Raw genomic sequence first — 15,437 nt, 5'->3', positions numbered from 1 at the left:
GGGGCCGGGCACGGCGATATGGAAGTCTAGTCGCCCTCGTCGGCCCGCCGGGACGCCGCCGGGGCGGGAGCGCCGCTCCCGGCGGCCCCGGTCCCGGCTTCGGCTCCGGCCTCGGCGCCGGCCCCGGTGCTGCCGGTGGCACCGTCCGTGGTGCCGCCGTCCTCCGGCGCCTCGACGCCCGGCGGGGTGTCCACCGGGACCGTCCCCTCGGCCTCGTCCGTCTCCTCCGGATCGTCCGTGCGCAGCGGGATCTCCACGGGGTCGGTGGTGGAGGGCGGGACGTCGTAGTGGCGCAGCACCTGTCCCATGATCTTGCTGAAGGTGGGAGTGGTGCCGATCGCACGGACGTTGCCCTGGGGCCGCTGGAGCGTGACCGCCACGAGGTACTGGGGGTCCTCGACGGGGGCGACGCCCACGAAGGAGGTGGTGTAGCCGTCGTAGCCGCCCTCCGGGCTGGGGGCCTCGGCGGTGCCGGTCTTGCCGCCCACGCGGTAGCCCTCCACGGCGGCCTCCTTGGCGCCGCCCTGGGTGACGGTGACCTCCATCATGTCCAGCACCTGCTCTGCCGTCTCCGCGGAGACGATCCGCTCGCCCTCGGGCCGCTCGACCGGAGTGCTGGTGCCGTCGGGGGCGAGGACGGACTCGACGACACGGGGCTCCACCTGGACCCCGCCGTTGCCGATCGCCTGGAAGATCGTCGCCGTGCGCAGCGGGGTCTGGGCGACGCCCTGTCCGAAGAGCACGGTGTACTGCTGGCGCACGTCCCACTGGTCCGCGCTCGTGAGGATGCCGGGCGACTCCCCCGGCAGCTCGATCCCCGTGGTCTCGCCCACGCCGAAGCGCTGCATCCACTCGTGGCGCTGCTCCGGGGTGAGCTTGCCGCCGATCAGGACGGTGCCGGTGTTCATCGAGTCGGCGATGATCCCGGCGAACGTGCGCCGCTGCTCGCCGTGGTCGAACGCGTCGGTGATCTTCTGCCCCTCGATCTCCAGGAACGGGGGCACGGTGACCTCCGTGCGCGGCGTGGCCACGCCCTCCTCCACAGCGGCCGCCGCGGTGAGGATCTTCTGGGTGGAGCCGGGCTCCACCGCCTGGGTGACGGCCCGGGCCCCGAGGTCCTCGGCCTCCGCGGAGCCGATGTCGTTGGGGTCCACGGTCGAGGAGTCGGCCAGTGCCAGCACCGCGCCGTCCTCGATCCGCATGACCACGGCCGTGCCCCACTCGGCGTCGAGCTCCTCGGCGCGCTCGGTGACCGCCTGCTGGGCGAAGAACTGGACGTCGCTGTCGATCGACAGCTGCACCGAGGAGCCGTCCTCCACGGGACTCTCCTCCTGGGGGGCCACCGGGATCCGCACGCCGTCGGCGCTGATCTCGAAGGTCCGGCTCCCGTCCGTGCCGCGCAGCAGCTCGTCGTGGGTCTGCTCGATCCCGCCGAGCGCCTCGTCGTCCCCGCCCATGAACCCGACCACGCTGCCGCCGACGGGCCCGTGGGGGTAGATGCGGTCGGACGACGGCTGCCCGTACACGTAGGGCAGGCCCAGCTCGCGCACGGTGTTCCACTGCTCGGGCGTGACCCCGCGGGACACGTACTCGAACTGCTTGTCGCCGTCCAGGGCCTCCTTGACCTCGGTGTCCTCGAGCTCGAGGGCGTCGGCGAGCTGGTACACCGCCTGCGTGGGGGTCACGGTCTCCGTGGTGCCGTCCGCCAGGGGACGCTCGAACTCGCGCACCAGGGACTGGTCGACCGTGACGTCGTAGCGCTGCAGCGTGCGGGCGAGGACGTTGCCGTGGGTGTCCCGGATCTCACCGCGCAGCGCGGGGACCACCTCGGTGCGGGACCGCTCCCCCGCGGCGGCCTCGGCCCGGCCGGCGACGTCGAAGCCCTGCACCCACACGAGGCGGATGCCGAGGACCACCAGCAGGCCGAGCACGAGGACGACGCCGATGTGGCTGCGGCCGATGCCGCGGGCGCGGGGGGCGTCGGACGTCGAGCGTGCGCGTGCCACGTGTCTGCCTCGTTCCTGGTTGCGACTGGGAGATGTCCGGGGAGCTGCTGCCGGCGGGGGCGGGGGCCGGTGCCCCGGTCACTCCCCGGGCGTGCGCTGCGGCGGGGCCGAGAGGGAGCCGCCGTCCGCCCCCGCGGCGCCGGACGGCGCCGCGTCCTCGCGGGCCCGGCGCTCGGCGTCCTCCCGCTCCTGCTCGGACTTCTCCCGCTCGCGGTCCTCGGCGCGCTGGGCGGCGCGGTCCGCCGCCTCGGAGCCGGTCTGGTGGGCGTGGTCGACCAGGATCTCGTGGTTCTTCTGGGGCTGCGCGGGCAGCGGATCGCCCTCGACGGTCCCGTCCGTGAGGTCGACCGTGCCCGAGCCCTGGGCGGGGACCATGCCGAGGTCCGCCGCCATCACCGCAAGGTTCTGCGGGGCGCTGTAGAACTCGAGGTCCTGGGTGAGCGCCTCGTTCTGCTGGCTGAGGGCCTGCTCCTGGGCGCGCAGCTCCACGAGCCGGTACTGGCCGCCGGAGATCTGGATGTTCAGGACCAGGATGGAGGCCAGCGCCACCACGAGCGCCACCAGGCTGAGCACCACGGTGGAGAACCGCCGGCGCCGCGCCCGGCCCGGGACCACGGACAGCGGGGCCCGGGTGGACCCGGACGGCTCCTCCGTGTGCGGGGCCGGGGTGCTCAGCTGACGGGCGGAGGTGCCCTCCACCGGCGGGCGCTGCCCGCGCCGCCCGGCCCAGGCACCGATGCCTGCGCGCGGGGAGGCCGGGCGTGCCGGGCGTCGCTGGAGTCCGGTTCCGCTCATGCCGTGTACCTCTGCGCGTTCTGTGCTGTGGGGGGGGTGTGCTCTCGGATGCGCTCCACCGCACGCAGGCGCGCGGAGGCAGCACGGGGGTTCTCGTCGATCTCCCGGGGCGTGGGGGTCTCCGTCCCGCGGGTCAGGACCCGGAGGGTGGGCTTGTGCTGGTCGAGCTCCACGGGGAAGCCCTTCGGCGCCGTCGAGGCGGCACCGCGGGCGAAGGCCTGCTTGACGATCCGGTCCTCGAGGGAGTGGTAGCTCATGGCCACGACGCGGCCGCCGACGGGCACGGCGTCCAGTGCGGCGGGGACCGCCCGGCGCAGGACGTCGAGCTCCTCGTTGACCTCGATCCGCAGCGCCTGGAACGTCTGCTTCGCCGGGTGCCCCTTGCGGTGCTGGGCTCCCTGGGGGACGGCCCCGCGGACGACCTCGACGAGCTCGCCGGTGGTCCGCAGCGGGGTCCTGGCCCGCTGCGCCACGATCGCGCGGGCGATGCGGCCGGCGAAGCGCTCCTCGCCCCAGTCCCGCAGGATCCGGCGCAGGTCCTCCTCGCTGTACTCGTTGACCACGTCCTGGGCCGTGACGGGCGCCGTGGAGTCCATGCGCATGTCGAGGGGGGCGTCGTAGGAGTAGGCGAAGCCGCGCTCGCGCTCGTCGAGCTGCAGGGACGAGACCCCGAGGTCGAAGAGCACCGCGTCCGCGTGGTCGAACCCGTGCCGGCCGAGGGCCTCCGGGATCCGGTCGTAGGTCGTGTGCACGGGGTGGAACCGGTCCCCGAACGGGGCGAGCCGCGCCCCGGCCAGCGCGTGCGCCTGCGGGTCCCGGTCGATGGCCACCAGCTGCAGTCCGGGGAAGCGCCGCAGCAGCGCCTCGGAGTGACCGCCCATGCCCATCGTCGCGTCCACCGCCACGGCGCCGTCCTCGCCGAGCGCGGGAGCCATCAGGTCGAGGCACCGCTCGAGCAGCACGGGAACGTGGAGCTGCTCGGCTGGGCGTTGCGCCATGGGCCCTCTCTTCGGCGGTCGACGGTGGTTCGGTCTTCGGTGGCCGGCGCCGGTCGACGCCGTGGTGCGGCGGCGGGCCTTCCAGGATCAGAACCCCATCCGCTGGCCGTCCCTCGAATCCGGCCTGGCTCAGGGGAAGGTGAGTCAGGACGGTGACGGCTGTGCGGCTGGAGATCTCATCCGGGAAGCGGCTCCGCGTGCTCCGCGGGTGGTCTCGGCGGCCCTGTGCTCAGAAGAGCCCGGGCACCACTTCCTCCTCGGTCTCGGAGAAGGCGGCCTCCTTCTCGTTCAGGTAGTCGTTCCACGCCTGGGCGTCCCAGATCTCCGCCCGGGTGCCCGCACCGATGACGGCGAGCTCCCGGCCCAGCCCGGCGTAGTCCCGCAACGGCGGCGGTATGGTGACTCGGCCCTGCTTGTCCGGGACCTCGTCCGAGGCGCCCGAGAGAAAGACCCGGATGTAGTCCCTGGCCTGCTTCGAGGACAGCGGTGCCGCCCTCAGCTGCTCGTGGACCCGCTCGAACTCGCGGACGCTGAACACGTAGAGGCACCGTTCCTGACCACGGGTCAGGACGAGTCCCTCTGCCAGCTCCTCCCGGTACTTCGCCGGCAGGATCAGGCGGCCCTTCTCGTCGAGACGGGGTGAGTACGTTCCGAGAAACATGCTCACCGCCTCTCCAGCCCGAGAGTTCTCCCAGATCCATCTCTTCGCCCCACTTTACTCCACTTCACTCCCCGGTCAACGAACGCGGGGCCCGGCCGCGGCGGCGTGGCGCGGCACCCGCGGTCCGTGGCCGGTGTCGCCCCAGGTGGGCGGGCGGGACCCCGGTGGAGGGCTGCGGGGAGGACGGTGGAGGAGCGAGCGGCGCGCCGTGCCGGACACCGGCAGGAGGGCGGCGGGGAGGACAGTGGAGGACGCTGCCCGAGGCGCTCCCGCGGCACGAAAAAGCTCCCCGGCGGTGCACCGAGGAGCTGGTCGGACCCTGGACGCCGTGGGGCGGCGGCACGGTGGTGGGAGGTGGAGGGATCCGGCCGGGGCGGCGGGACCGGGCGGCGCCCTGCGCTGGGCGCCCTGCGGCCGGCTCGGCGCCGGTCAGGAGGACGGGCCTCCGGAGTTGCGCTGGTCCCAGCGCTCCTCGAGGTTCTGCAGGAAGGGCGACGAGCGGCGGGGCGGGCCGCCCTTGCCGGTCTCGCCACCGGGGCGCGGTTTGCCGGAGCGCAGGGTGGCGACGTAGACACCCGCGCCCATCACGACGAAGCCCAGGACCCCCACCAGGATGGAGTCGATGACGACCCCGCCCAGGAGGACGAGCAGGCCCACGACGGCGATCACGATCCCGAGGACGATGTTGCGGGTGGACGCACCCCTGACGGCACGGGAGCCCATGCTCGTCACGAACCTCGGGTCGTCCGCGTGGAGCTGCTTCTCCAGCTGGGCCAGGAGCTGTTGCTCGTGCTCGGACAGTGGCACGGTATGCCTCCTCATCCTTCGGGTGCGGATTCCCCGGCTGTTCCGGCGCCGCCTCCTACCAGGATAGACCGTCGGGTGCTGAATTGGCACCGCGCACACGGCTGTCAACAGCCTCCGAGTTGCCTTCCGGATTCCGTGGTGCGGGCGGCAGGAGACGGGCGGGTCCGAGGCGTTCGACCCCGAAGCGGGCGTGCACACGGTCCATGGCCTGCTCAGCGGCCCCCCACTCCTCCTCTCGGCCGTCCAGGCTCAGCTGCAGGGCGTCCGTGGCGGGCTCCAGGCGCTCGGCACGGATGCCGAGGAGCCGGACGGGCTGGGGCCTGGCCCCGAGCTCCTCGAGCAGGCCCACGCCGTGCTCGAGCAGGTCGTGGGCCGAGGTGAAGGGGTGCTGCAGGGTGCGCGAGCGGGTGATGGTCGTGAAGTCCGCCCAGCGCACCTTGAGCCCCACCCGGCGGGCGCGCAGTCCTTGGCGGCGCAGCCGTGAGGCGGTCCGGTGGCTCAGGCGCAGGAGGGTCTCGTGCAGCACCCGGTCGTCGGCGACGTCCCGGGGGAAGGTCTCCTCCGCGCCCACGCTCTTCTCCTCCCGGACCGGCTCGACCGGGCGGGGGTCCCGCCCGTTGGCGAGCTCGTGCAGGTGGTGGCCGGCGGCCCGGCCGACCAGGCGGGTCAGCATCGGCACGGGGGCGGCCGCGAGGTCCCCGACGCTCCTGAGGCCCGCGCCGGTGAGCGTCTCGGCCGTGCGCCCGCCGACGCCCCACAGCGCCGAGACCGGGAGCTCCGCCAGGAACGCGACGGTGTCCTCGGGCTGGACGAGCAGCAGGCCGTCCGGCTTGGATCGGGTGGAGGCGATCTTCGCGACGGTCTTGTGGGCGCCGATCCCCACGGAGGCGGTCAGTCCCAGCTCGTCCCGCACGCGGGCGCGCAGACCGCGGGCGATGCTCACCGGCGGGCCGAGCCGCCGGACGGCTCCGGCGACGTCGAGGAAGGCCTCGTCCACGCTGATCTGCTCCACCCGGTCGGTGATCTCCCGGAACATCGCCATGACCCGGCGGGAGTAGGCGTCGTAGGCGTCCCGGTGGGGCTCGAGCAGGACGGCCCGCGGGCACATCGCCCGGGCCCGCGCCAGGGGCATGCCGGAGCGGACGCCGTACGCCCGGGCCTCGTAGGACGCGGAGAGGACGACGGAGCGGCTGCCCGCCCCCGCCACGATGACGGGCCGGCCGCGCAGCCCGAGGGCCGCGAGCAGCTCCACGCCGACGTAGAACATGTCCATGTCGACGTGCAGCACGGCGCACGCCCGCCAGCGGTCCAGCCGGTCCCTCGGCTCCTCGTTCACCGTGCTCTCCTCCCGGGTCCGGCACAGCATAGCTCCCGGTGCGGACATCGCGGCCGCCGTGCGGGCACCGGCCCGGGCGGAGCGCCACGACCCGTCCACCGGACCTTCGATAGGCTGGGGCGGACATCGCGGACGGCCGTCAGAGGGCATCCGCCACCGCCCCGAGACCGAGGTCGATCCGCCCATGCCGTGCCCGCCGCTCCCGCACCACCCCGACGCACCCGCCGGCACTGTGCCGCGGTCCCGACCCGAGGACGCCTTCCGCGCCGAGGACGAGCGGTTCGTGGCCCGGCTGCACGCGGAGCTGGAGGAGTTCTTCGGGCGGCAGCGGACGGTCCTGGGCGGCATCTCGGCGGACGCGCTCCCGCTGCTGGACGCCGTCGTCGCGCTCTCCGCCGGCGGCAAGCGACTGCGGGCACGGCTGTGCTACTGGGGCTGGCGGGCGGCGGGCGGCGACCCGGAGGACCCGGCCGTCGTCCGGGCCGGTGCGGCGCTCGAGCTCTTCCAGTCCGCCGCGCTCATCCACGACGACGTCATCGACCGCTCCGACACCCGCCGCGGCGCCCCGAGCGTGCACCGCCGCTTCGAGTCCGTGCACGCGGACCGGGGCTGGGCCCTCGACGGTCCCGCCTTCGGGGTGGCCGCCGCGATCCTCTCGGGGGACCTGTGCCTGTCCTGGAGCGAGCAGCTCTTCGCCGCGGCCACCACGGCGCGCGGCGGCCACCGCGCACGGGCGGTGTTCGACCTCATGCGCTCGGAGGTGATGGCCGGGCAGTACCTCGACGTGCAGGGCGAGGTCGCCGGCGGGGGCCAGGACCGAGACGGCGCGGTGCAGCGGGCCCTGGACGTCATCCGGTACAAGTCGGCGAAGTACTCGGTGGAGCACCCCGTGGTGCTCGGCGCCGCCCTGGCCGGGGCGCCGGAGCCGGTCCTGGAGCGCTGTTCCGCGTTCGCGCTGCCCCTGGGCGAGGCGTTCCAGCTGCGCGACGACGTCCTGGGCGTGTTCGGCGACCCCGCGGCCACGGGCAAGCCCGCCGGCGACGACCTGCGCGAGGGCAAGCGGACGGTGCTCGTCGGCTACGTCCGCACGCTCGGCAACGAGGCGCAGATCGCGCGGCTCGAGGAGGCCCTCGGCCGGCCGGACCTGACGGAGGAGGACGTCGAGGAGCTCCGCGCGCTCATCACCGCGTGCGGCGCCCTGGGCGCCACGGAGGAGCTCATCGGGCGGCTCAGCCGGGAGGCGTTCACGGCGCTGGACCGGTTCGGGGCCGGCGCCGTGCCCATGGCCGCGCTGCGCGGCCTCGCGACGGCCGCGGTCCGCCGCTCGTCCTGAGACCGGCCGCGCCGGAACCGGTCGCGGGGCCGGCCCGGCGCGCCGGTCAGGAGCGGGTCACCAGGCCAGGGCCTGCGCCCGTCGGCGGATCTCCGTCTTGCGCCCGTCCCGCAGTGCGTCGACGGGACGGCCCGGCAGGGACTCGTCCTCGGTGAACAGCCACGTGATCGCCTCGACGTCGGTGAAGCCGGAGTCCCGCAGGACCGCCACCGTGCCCTTCAGCGAGTCGACCACGGCGCCGTCCAGCAGGAAGGCCGCCGGCACCCGGCGGATGCTGTCGTGGGGGTTGCGGACGGCGAGGAGCGTCCCGTCGTCGACGAGGCCGTGGACGCGGGTGATCACGAGGCCGAGCCGCTCGGCGACGTCGGGCAGGGGCAACCACTCCTGGACGAGACCGTCCAGGCGGTCGAACTCCTCGGTGCTGATTCCGGATGTGTTCTTCACGCCCCCAGAGTGCCACGTCCGCCGGTGCCCGTGCCACGCGGGCCCGCCACGGTATGCTCGACCCGCGGAGCCGGCTGAGACCTCCGCACCTTCCCCGATCAGCGTCAGAGAGCCCCTTCATGCCGTTTCCCCCCGACAGCGACACGACCGACCCGAACGACGCACCGCCCCGCACCACCGCCGAGCCCTCCGGGAACCAGGACGACCGCTCCCCCGGGTGGGCGCGCCGCGCCCGCACGGGGTCGGCGGTCACCGCCGTCGCCGCCCTGGCCGCCCTGGGCGGGGGCACCGTGGCCCACGCCGCCCCCGCCCAGACGGCCCAGGTGGCCTCGGCGCCCCTGCTCGTCGGCCAGAAGACGACGAAGGCCCCGGTGCACACCGTGTCCCCCGGGGACTCCCTGTGGGCGGTCGCCCAGCGCCACGGCGTCGCCGTGGACGAGCTCATGCGGTGGAACGACCTCTCGGGCGCGGCGCTGCTGATGCCCGGCCAGAAGCTGCGACTTCCCGACGCCGCCGCCCCGGCGGCCGAGTCCCCGCGGCGGACCGCCCCGCCCGTGGAGGAGCCGCCCCGCACGGAGCACGTCGTGCGCTCCGGCAAGTCGCTGTGGAGCATCTCGCAGGCGCGCGGGGTGTCGGTCCAGTCGCTCCTCGACGGCAACGACCTCACGGTGAACTCGCTGCTGCGCCCGGGGCAGCGGCTCTCGGTCGCCGCGCCCGCCCCCGACACGGTCCGGACCGCGCAGGCCCCCGCGCCGGAGCGCGCCGAGGAGCCCCGGCCGGCGCCCGAGCGCGCCGTCGGCGACACCTTCCTGGGCCGCACGTACGAGGACGGCGTGGTGGACTCCGCCAACCGCCACCACGAGCAGCTCTCCTCCCGTCCGGCGCCCTCCCGGGAGCAGATGCGCCGGCTCGTCCACGACACCGCCGTGCAGATGGGCGTGGACCCGTCCCTCGCCCTGGCGCACGCCTACCAGGAGTCGGGCTTCGACCACCGGGCCGTCTCCCCCGCCGACGCCGTGGGCGCCATGCAGGTCATCCCGGACGCCGGGGACTGGGCCTCGGGCCTCGTGGGCCGGGAGCTCGACCTGCTCGACCCGCAGGACAACGTCACCGCCGGCGTGGCCATCATCCGGCAGCTGGGCCGCGCCGCGCCCAGCACCGACGTGGCCATCGCCGCGTACTACCAGGGCCTGCACGGGGTGAAGAAGTACGGGATGTACGACGACACCAAGCAGTACGTCAAGAACGTCAAGAGCCACCGCAAGCGGTTCGGACCGTGACCTCCGACCCAGCGTGCGCACAGCGCCGCGGCCTAGGCTGAGGCCGTGCAGCACGCGCTCCCCGACCACCTGACCGGGACCCTCCTCGAGGGCCGCTACGAGCTGGGTCCGCGCATCGCCCGCGGCGGGACGGCCACCGTGTACCGGGCGGTGGACACGCGCCTGCAGCGCGTCGTGGCGGTCAAGCTCATGCATGCCCACCTGGCGGAGGACCCGGCCGCCGCGGACCGGTTCGTGCGGGAGGCCCGGGCGGCGGCGCGGCTGTCCCACCCCCACGTCGTCGCCGTGCTCGACCAGGGCCACACCCGCGAGGGGGTGCCGTACCTGGTCATGGAGCACGTGGAGGGCTCGACGCTGCGCGATCTCCTGCGCCGGCGCGGCGCCCTGCCCCCGGGCGAGGCGCTGGCGCTGCTGGAACCGGTCCTCGACGGGCTCGCGGCCGCCCACCGGGCAGGTCTGGTGCACCGTGACGTGAAGCCGGAGAACGTGCTGATCTCCGGGACCGGCCGGGTGACGGTCGCGGACTTCGGCCTCACCCGCGCCGTCGACCAGCACACGGCGACCGGAACGGTGCTGGGCACGGTGGGCTACGCCTCGCCGGAGCTCGTGACCGGGCAGCGGGTGGACACCCGTGCGGACGTGTACTCGGCCGGGATCGTGCTCTTCGAGCTCCTCGCCGGCCGCCGTCCCTTCGAGGGCGGCCCGCTGGCCGTGGCCCGGGCCCACGCGGAGGGCGCCGTCCCGGACCTGCGCACCCTCGACCCCGGTCTCCCGGACGGTCCGGCACGGCTCGTCGCCCGGGCCACGGCGCGGGACCCGGAGCGGCGTCCGCCGGACGCCGGCAGCTTCCTCGAGGAGCTCCGGGCGGTCCGGGCGGGGCTGCGGCCGACGGAGCTCGACCGCCGACCGGCGCCCGGCGCCGTCCGCGGCGCCCCGCCCGCGCCGGTCCCGGACAGCGGCGCCACGGCGGCCCTGGACCCCGCGGTCGCGCCCACCGCGTCCCTGGGTGCCGAGGCCGCCCGGACGAAGACCCTGGGTCCGGGCGCCCCCACGGAGGCCCTCGGTCCGGGCGCCTCCACGGAGGCTCTCAGCACCGCCGCCCCCACGGAGGCCTTCGGCCCCGCGGCCACCGGGACCGGGGTGCCGCGACCGCCGGGCGCGCCCACCGAGACCCTGAGCGCAGCCCGGAACGGCGCCCCGGCGGCGCCCGGCCGGCCGCTGCCCCCGCGGTCCCCGAGCGGTTCCTCCGACCCGTGGCGGCCCGAGGTCGAGCTGCGCCCCGCCCGTCCCCTGCACGCGGCCGGGACGCTGGCCCTGGTCGCGCTCGCGGTGGCCGGGGCGGCGTTCCTGGGCTGGCTCCTGGGCTCCGGCCCGGGCGGCACCGCGAGCGTGCCGGACGTGCGGGGAGCGGGTCCCGAGCTCGCCGAGCAGTACCTGGCCGGCGCCGGTCTGGGCAACGTCGCCGTGCACGAGACCGCGGACCCGGTGGCCCCCGCCGGCACCGTGCTCGGCACCGACCCGCCGGCCGGGGCCACCGTGCGAGCCGCGGAGCAGGTCGTCCTGCTGGTCTCGACCGGTCCCGCGCGGACGACCGCGCCCGACGTCGCCGGGATGACCGAGGAGGACGCCCGGGCGCGCCTCGAGGAGGCCGGACTGACGGTCGGCAGCCGCAGCCAGGTCTCCGACGACGCCGCCCCCGGGACGGTCGTGGGGCAGCACCCCGAGCCGGGCGAGGCGGTGGCCGAGGGGTCGGCGGTGGACCTCGCCGTCTCCGGCGGGGCCCGCGCCGGGGCCGCCCCCGGGGTGCTGGGGCGGCCCGTGGACGAGGCGGTCCTGGTCCTCGCGGAGGCGGGGTTCCCGGCGCGGGTCGAGGAGAGTCTCGGCGCGCCCTTCGGCTACGTGGTGGCCCAGACGACGGACGGGGCCGAGGTCGTCCTCACCGTCGTCTAGCGGACGGCAGATCCGGCCCCGGCCCCGTCGGCCGGTCCTGCGCTCAGCGGCGGGAGAGGTAGCCCGCCACGAGGAACGCGATCTCCAGGGACTGCATGTGGTTCAGCCGCGGGTCGCACAGCGACTCGTAGCGGTCCTGGAAGGAGGACTCGTCGACGGGATCGGCGCCGCCGAGGCACTCCGCGACGTCGTCGCCCGTCATCTCCACGTGGATGCCGCCGGGGAAAGAGCCGATCGCCTCGTGCACCTCGAAGAAGCCGCGGACCTCGTCCACGACGTCGTCGAAGTTGCGGGTCTTGTAGCCGGACGGGAGGGACACGGTGTTGCCGTGCATGGGGTCGGTGACCCACACGACCTTGGCGCCGGAGCGCTCCACGGCCTCGACGAGCGGCGGCAGCTTCTCCCGGATGTTCTTCGCGCCCATGCGGGTGATGAAGGTGAGCCGCCCGGGCTCGCGCTGCGGGTCGAGCTTGTCGATGAGCGCGAGGGCGTCGTCCCCGGTGGTCTTGGGGCCGAGCTTGACACCGATCGGGTTGCGCAGCCGGGAGAGCAGGTCCACGTGGGCGCCGTCGAGCTCCCGGGTGCGCTCCCCGATCCACAGGAAGTGCCCGGACGTCCCGTACGGGAGGTGGGTGCGGGAGTCGATGCGGCTCAGCGCCCGCTCGTAGTCCAGCAGCAGGGCCTCGTGGCCGGCGTAGAACTCCGTGGTGCGCAGGGCGTCGAAGTCGGCGCCGCACGCGTCCATGAACTTCACGGCCCGGTCGATCTCGCGGGCCAGCGACTCGTACCGGGCGTGGGCCGGGTTCGTGGTGAAGCCCATGTTCCAGGCGTGCACGAGGCGCAGGTCGGCGAACCCGCCCGTGGTGAAGGCCCGGATGAGGTTCAGGGTGGAGGCGGAGGTGTGGTAGCCGCGCACCATCCGCCTCGGGTCGTGGACCCGGGACTCCTCGGTGAAGTCGAAGCCGTTGACCATCTCGCCGCGGAACGTCGGCAGGGTCGTGCCGTCACGGGTCTCGTCGTTGGACGAGCGGGGCTTCGAGAACTGCCCGGCCATGCGGCCCATCTTCACGACGGGCATGGACGCGCCGTACGTGAGCACCACGGCCATCTGCAGCAGCGTCTTGACCCGGGCGCTGATCCGGTCCGCGGTGGCGCCCTCGAAGGTCTCGGCGCAGTCCCCGCCCTGCAGGAAGAACGCCCGGCCGTTGGCGACGTCGGCCAGCCGGTCGCGCAGCTTGTCCACCTCCCCCGCGAAGACGAGGGGCGGGACCGTGTTGAGCTCGGCGATCGAGGTGGCGAAGTCGGGGTGGTCGCCCCAGGTCGGCTGCTGGTCGGCGGCCAGCTCGCGCCAGTCGTCCAGCCCCGGGTAGTCGGCCGCTGAGGGCACCGGGGAGGCGAGGTTGCGGAGGCTGTCGGGAACGGTGAAGTCGAGCATCATGTCTTCCTATGTCTCGTCCGGGGCGGGGCCGGGCGCGGGATCAGGGTGCGGTGGGCCGCGGGGAGTCGTCGTCCGCGGCCCCGGGGCGGTCGCGGTGGGCGATGGAGTCCGCGGTCCGGCGGGCGGTGTGGGCGGCGCTGCGGGCCTTGTCCTTGGCGGTGCCGACGAGGTCCGCCGCGGCCTGCTTGGTCTCCTGGCGCTTCTGCTCGGCGAGCCGCTTCTTGTGCTCCGAGGCGTAGGCGTGCACGTAGACCTGGCCGGAGAGGGCCTGGATCGCGTGCATGATCTCGTCGGTGACCTCGCGCAGCAGGGCGTGCTCGCCCTGCCGGCCCCGGTAGCGGGAGAAGTCGAGCGGCTCGCCGAAGATCGTGGTGACCCGGGCGCGGCGGCGGGGCAGCGGCAGCCTGGTCCCGATCGGCTGGACCTTGTCGGTGCCGACCATGGCGATCGGGACGACCGGGGCGCCCGTCTCGAGCGCGAGCCGGGCCACCCCGATCTTGCCCTTGTAGAGGCGGCCGTCCGGGGAGCGGGTGCCCTCCGGATAGATCCCGAGCAGCTCGCCCTCCAGCAGCTTGCGCCCGCCGTTGCTCAGGGACTTCGCGCTGGCCCGGCCTCCGGACCGGTCCATGGGGATCTGGTTGATGGCGCGGAAGAACGCGGCCGTCACCCGTCCCTTGACGCCGGGGCCGTCGAAGTAGTCGGACTTCGCCAGGAAGTACACCTGCCGGGGCACGGCCACGGGCATGAACACCGAGTCGGAGACGGAGAGGTGGTTGCTCGCGAGGATGGCCGGGCCCTCGTCGGGCACGTGCTCCAGGCCGCGGACCTCGGGACGGAAGGCGACGTTGATCAGGGGGCCGACGACGTAGCGCTTCAGAAACATGTAGACCATGTGGGAGGGGACTCCTTCGTGCTGATCGGGATGTCGCGAGGGTCCGTGCCGCTCGGACCGGGTCCGGCCTCCGGTATTCTCTCACGTCCGCGCGGGCACGGGCGCCGGTCCGCCCGAGCCAGGGCTCCCTCCTGACATCATGGACGCATGACGCCACCCGTCGAGGACCAGCACCTGCCCTCCCCTCCCGCGAGCAGGGGGCCCGCCGCCGAGGACGATCCGGGCGCCCCGTTCCGGTATCCGGCCGATGGCCCCGCGGGCGTGCTCGTGCTGCACGGCTTCACCGGCGTCCCGTTCAGCGTCCGCCCGTGGGGGCGGGCCCTGCACGAGGCGGGGGCCGACGTCGTGGGGCCCGTGCTGCCCGGCCACGGCACCCGCTGGGAGGACCTCGCCGGCGTCCGCTGGGAGCAGTGGCGCGACCACGCGGCCCAGCACGTGCAGCAGCTGCGGGCCCGGCACGACGTCGTGGTGGTGTGCGGGCTGTCCATGGGCGGGGCGCTCGCCCTGCATCTCGCCGCGACCCTGCCCGTGGACGGGGTCGTGGCCCTGAACCCGGCCCTGTCCCTCGTCAGCCGCACGGCACGCCTCGCCCAGGCCCTGCACCGCGCGGTGCCCTCCGTGCCGGGCGTGGGGGACGACATCAGCCTCCCCGGCGTCACCGAGCACGCCTACCCGCGCACGCCGGTGGCGGGCGTCGCCGAGCTGGGCCGGTTCATGGCCCGCACCCGGAGGATGCTGCCTGCCGTCACCGCCCCCGTCCTGGTGCTGCGCTCGCAGCACGACCACGTGGTCTCCGACGCCTCGCACCTCCACGTGCTGCGCCGCGCGGGCGGGGACGTGGAGCTGGTCCGTCTGGCGGAGAGTTTCCACGTGGCCACCCTGGACCGGGAGGCGGACGTGGTCTCGTCGCGGTCCGTGCGCTTCCTGCAGGACCTGCTGGCCGGACGCAGCCCCGTCACCGGAAGACCGTTGCGCCCGGCCTCCCGGGAGGGCCGGCGATGAGCGCGGGCCCCGGGACGCCGGGCGGGGCCGGCCCCGAGGACGAGTGGAGCCGGATCGTGTCGGATCTCGAGGACGTGCGCCGGGCCGACGACCGGCACCTCGCCGGGCCCCGGGACTGGTCCCCCGAGGACCCCGCCCCCGGCGGGTCCGCCGCAGGGACGGAGGACGGCGGGGACCCGGAGGGCACCGAGGACGACGACGCGCCGTACTCCCCCGACCCCGGACCGGTCACGCAGGGACTCAGCGGCGGGGCACTGCTGTCGTGGACCGTGCTGGTCGGCGTGCCCGTCCTGCTGGTGGTGTTCTCCCTGCTGCCCGGCTCCCTGCCGTGGTGGGCCATCGTGACCGGCCTGGTCGCCGTGGTGGGGGCCATCGGGCAGCTGCTGCGGTCCCTGCCCGACGACCGCGACGACCTGGACGACGGCGCCCGCGTCTGACGGGGTTTGCGTGAGCCAATTCACTAGACTGGCGTGGACGGCCCACCGACCCCGATCC

The 15,437-nt window shown here is 74.8% G+C and carries 14 protein-coding genes; 5 read left to right on the top strand and 9 right to left on the bottom strand.

What is annotated here, in order from left to right; genetic code table 11:
* Nucleotides 1-26 precede the first annotated feature (26 nt).
* The 6 genes from ACFYE3_RS13945 to dinB form a co-directional block, all read right to left on the bottom strand.
* A complete protein-coding gene (locus ACFYE3_RS13945) occupies nucleotides 27-2,006 on the bottom strand; it encodes a peptidoglycan D,D-transpeptidase FtsI family protein (RefSeq protein WP_387610117.1) in 1,980 nt (659 codons plus the stop codon).
* Between the two features lie 78 nt (nucleotides 2,007-2,084).
* Nucleotides 2,085-2,801: a hypothetical protein gene (locus ACFYE3_RS13940; protein ID WP_387610116.1), complete on the bottom strand. Its 717-nt coding sequence runs from the start codon at nucleotides 2,799-2,801 to the stop codon at nucleotides 2,085-2,087.
* Complete coding sequence (rsmH, locus tag ACFYE3_RS13935; protein ID WP_387610114.1) at nucleotides 2,798-3,799, bottom strand: 16S rRNA (cytosine(1402)-N(4))-methyltransferase RsmH; 1,002 nt, start codon at nucleotides 3,797-3,799, stop codon at nucleotides 2,798-2,800. The genes ACFYE3_RS13940 and rsmH overlap by 4 nt, the downstream gene beginning before the upstream one ends.
* Nucleotides 3,800-4,028: 229 nt before the next feature.
* Nucleotides 4,029-4,460, bottom strand: a complete 432-nt coding sequence (mraZ, locus tag ACFYE3_RS13930; RefSeq protein ID WP_368821269.1) for a division/cell wall cluster transcriptional repressor MraZ — start codon at nucleotides 4,458-4,460, stop codon at nucleotides 4,029-4,031.
* A gap of 429 nt (nucleotides 4,461-4,889) precedes the next feature.
* The gene (locus ACFYE3_RS13925) at nucleotides 4,890-5,267 is read right to left on the bottom strand and encodes a DUF3040 domain-containing protein (protein WP_368821176.1); all 378 of its coding nucleotides are present in this window, start codon (nucleotides 5,265-5,267) and stop codon (nucleotides 4,890-4,892) included.
* 55 nt (nucleotides 5,268-5,322) lie between these two features.
* Nucleotides 5,323-6,603: a DNA polymerase IV gene (gene dinB, locus ACFYE3_RS13920; RefSeq protein WP_387610112.1), complete on the bottom strand. Its 1,281-nt coding sequence runs from the start codon at nucleotides 6,601-6,603 to the stop codon at nucleotides 5,323-5,325.
* 184 nt (nucleotides 6,604-6,787) lie between these two features.
* Between dinB and ACFYE3_RS13915 the strand changes: the two genes are divergently transcribed.
* A complete protein-coding gene (locus ACFYE3_RS13915) occupies nucleotides 6,788-7,936 on the top strand; it encodes a polyprenyl synthetase family protein (RefSeq protein ID WP_387610276.1) in 1,149 nt (382 codons plus the stop codon).
* A gap of 57 nt (nucleotides 7,937-7,993) precedes the next feature.
* On the opposite strand, the gene ACFYE3_RS13910 is transcribed toward ACFYE3_RS13915, so the two are convergent.
* Nucleotides 7,994-8,380, bottom strand: a complete 387-nt coding sequence (locus ACFYE3_RS13910; protein ID WP_387610110.1) for an Rv2175c family DNA-binding protein — start codon at nucleotides 8,378-8,380, stop codon at nucleotides 7,994-7,996.
* 119 nt (nucleotides 8,381-8,499) lie between these two features.
* Here ACFYE3_RS13910 and ACFYE3_RS13905 point away from each other — a divergent pair, with 119 nt between their 5' ends.
* Nucleotides 8,500-9,660, top strand: a complete 1,161-nt coding sequence (locus ACFYE3_RS13905) for a lytic transglycosylase (RefSeq protein ID WP_387610108.1) — start codon at nucleotides 8,500-8,502, stop codon at nucleotides 9,658-9,660.
* A 45-nt stretch (nucleotides 9,661-9,705) separates the two neighbouring features.
* Nucleotides 9,706-11,610 carry a protein kinase domain-containing protein gene (locus tag ACFYE3_RS13900; protein WP_387610106.1) on the top strand — a complete coding sequence of 635 codons (1,905 nt, stop codon included), beginning with the start codon at nucleotides 9,706-9,708 and terminating at the stop codon, nucleotides 11,608-11,610.
* 43 nt (nucleotides 11,611-11,653) lie between these two features.
* Here ACFYE3_RS13900 and ACFYE3_RS13895 read toward each other — a convergent pair whose 3' ends face one another.
* Nucleotides 11,654-13,048 carry a class II 3-deoxy-7-phosphoheptulonate synthase gene (locus ACFYE3_RS13895; protein ID WP_387610104.1) on the bottom strand — a complete coding sequence of 465 codons (1,395 nt, stop codon included), beginning with the start codon at nucleotides 13,046-13,048 and terminating at the stop codon, nucleotides 11,654-11,656.
* 40 nt (nucleotides 13,049-13,088) lie between these two features.
* Complete coding sequence (locus ACFYE3_RS13890; RefSeq protein WP_387610102.1) at nucleotides 13,089-13,940, bottom strand: lysophospholipid acyltransferase family protein; 852 nt, start codon at nucleotides 13,938-13,940, stop codon at nucleotides 13,089-13,091.
* Nucleotides 13,941-14,087: 147 nt separating this feature from the next.
* On the opposite strand from ACFYE3_RS13890, the gene ACFYE3_RS13885 reads away from it, so the two are divergent.
* Nucleotides 14,088-14,942 (top strand): alpha/beta hydrolase, encoded by an 855-nt coding sequence (locus tag ACFYE3_RS13885; protein ID WP_387610101.1) that lies wholly within the window; start codon nucleotides 14,088-14,090, stop codon nucleotides 14,940-14,942.
* Nucleotides 14,939-15,379 carry a hypothetical protein gene (locus ACFYE3_RS13880; RefSeq protein ID WP_387610100.1) on the top strand — a complete coding sequence of 147 codons (441 nt, stop codon included), beginning with the start codon at nucleotides 14,939-14,941 and terminating at the stop codon, nucleotides 15,377-15,379. Before ACFYE3_RS13885 ends, ACFYE3_RS13880 begins: the two co-directional genes overlap by 4 nt.
* The last annotated feature ends 58 nt before the right edge of the window (nucleotides 15,380-15,437 follow it).

This window comes from Kocuria arenosa, from assembly GCF_042879215.1.
Taxonomy (GTDB): domain Bacteria; phylum Actinomycetota; class Actinomycetes; order Actinomycetales; family Micrococcaceae; genus Kocuria; species Kocuria arenosa.
Note: the sequence above shows the minus strand (reverse complement) of the source record. Positions and strands in the feature narration are given on the sequence as shown.

Excerpts from the sequence above, each read along its gene's own strand:
- ACFYE3_RS13940 (WP_387610116.1), bottom strand. The coding sequence starts at position 2,801 with ATGAGCGGAACCGGACTCCAGCGACGCCCGGCACGCCCGGCCTCCCCG.
- rsmH (WP_387610114.1), bottom strand. The coding sequence starts at position 3,799 with ATGGCGCAACGCCCAGCCGAGCAGCTCCACGTTCCCGTGCTGCTCGAG.
- mraZ (WP_368821269.1), bottom strand. The coding sequence starts at position 4,460 with ATGTTTCTCGGAACGTACTCACCCCGTCTCGACGAGAAGGGCCGCCTG.
- ACFYE3_RS13915 (WP_387610276.1), top strand. The coding sequence starts at position 6,788 with ATGCCGTGCCCGCCGCTCCCGCACCACCCCGACGCACCCGCCGGCACT.
- ACFYE3_RS13905 (WP_387610108.1), top strand. The coding sequence starts at position 8,500 with ATGCCGTTTCCCCCCGACAGCGACACGACCGACCCGAACGACGCACCG.
- ACFYE3_RS13895 (WP_387610104.1), bottom strand. The coding sequence starts at position 13,048 with ATGATGCTCGACTTCACCGTTCCCGACAGCCTCCGCAACCTCGCCTCC.
- ACFYE3_RS13890 (WP_387610102.1), bottom strand. The coding sequence starts at position 13,940 with ATGGTCTACATGTTTCTGAAGCGCTACGTCGTCGGCCCCCTGATCAAC.
- ACFYE3_RS13885 (WP_387610101.1), top strand. The coding sequence starts at position 14,088 with ATGACGCCACCCGTCGAGGACCAGCACCTGCCCTCCCCTCCCGCGAGC.
- ACFYE3_RS13880 (WP_387610100.1), top strand. The coding sequence starts at position 14,939 with ATGAGCGCGGGCCCCGGGACGCCGGGCGGGGCCGGCCCCGAGGACGAG.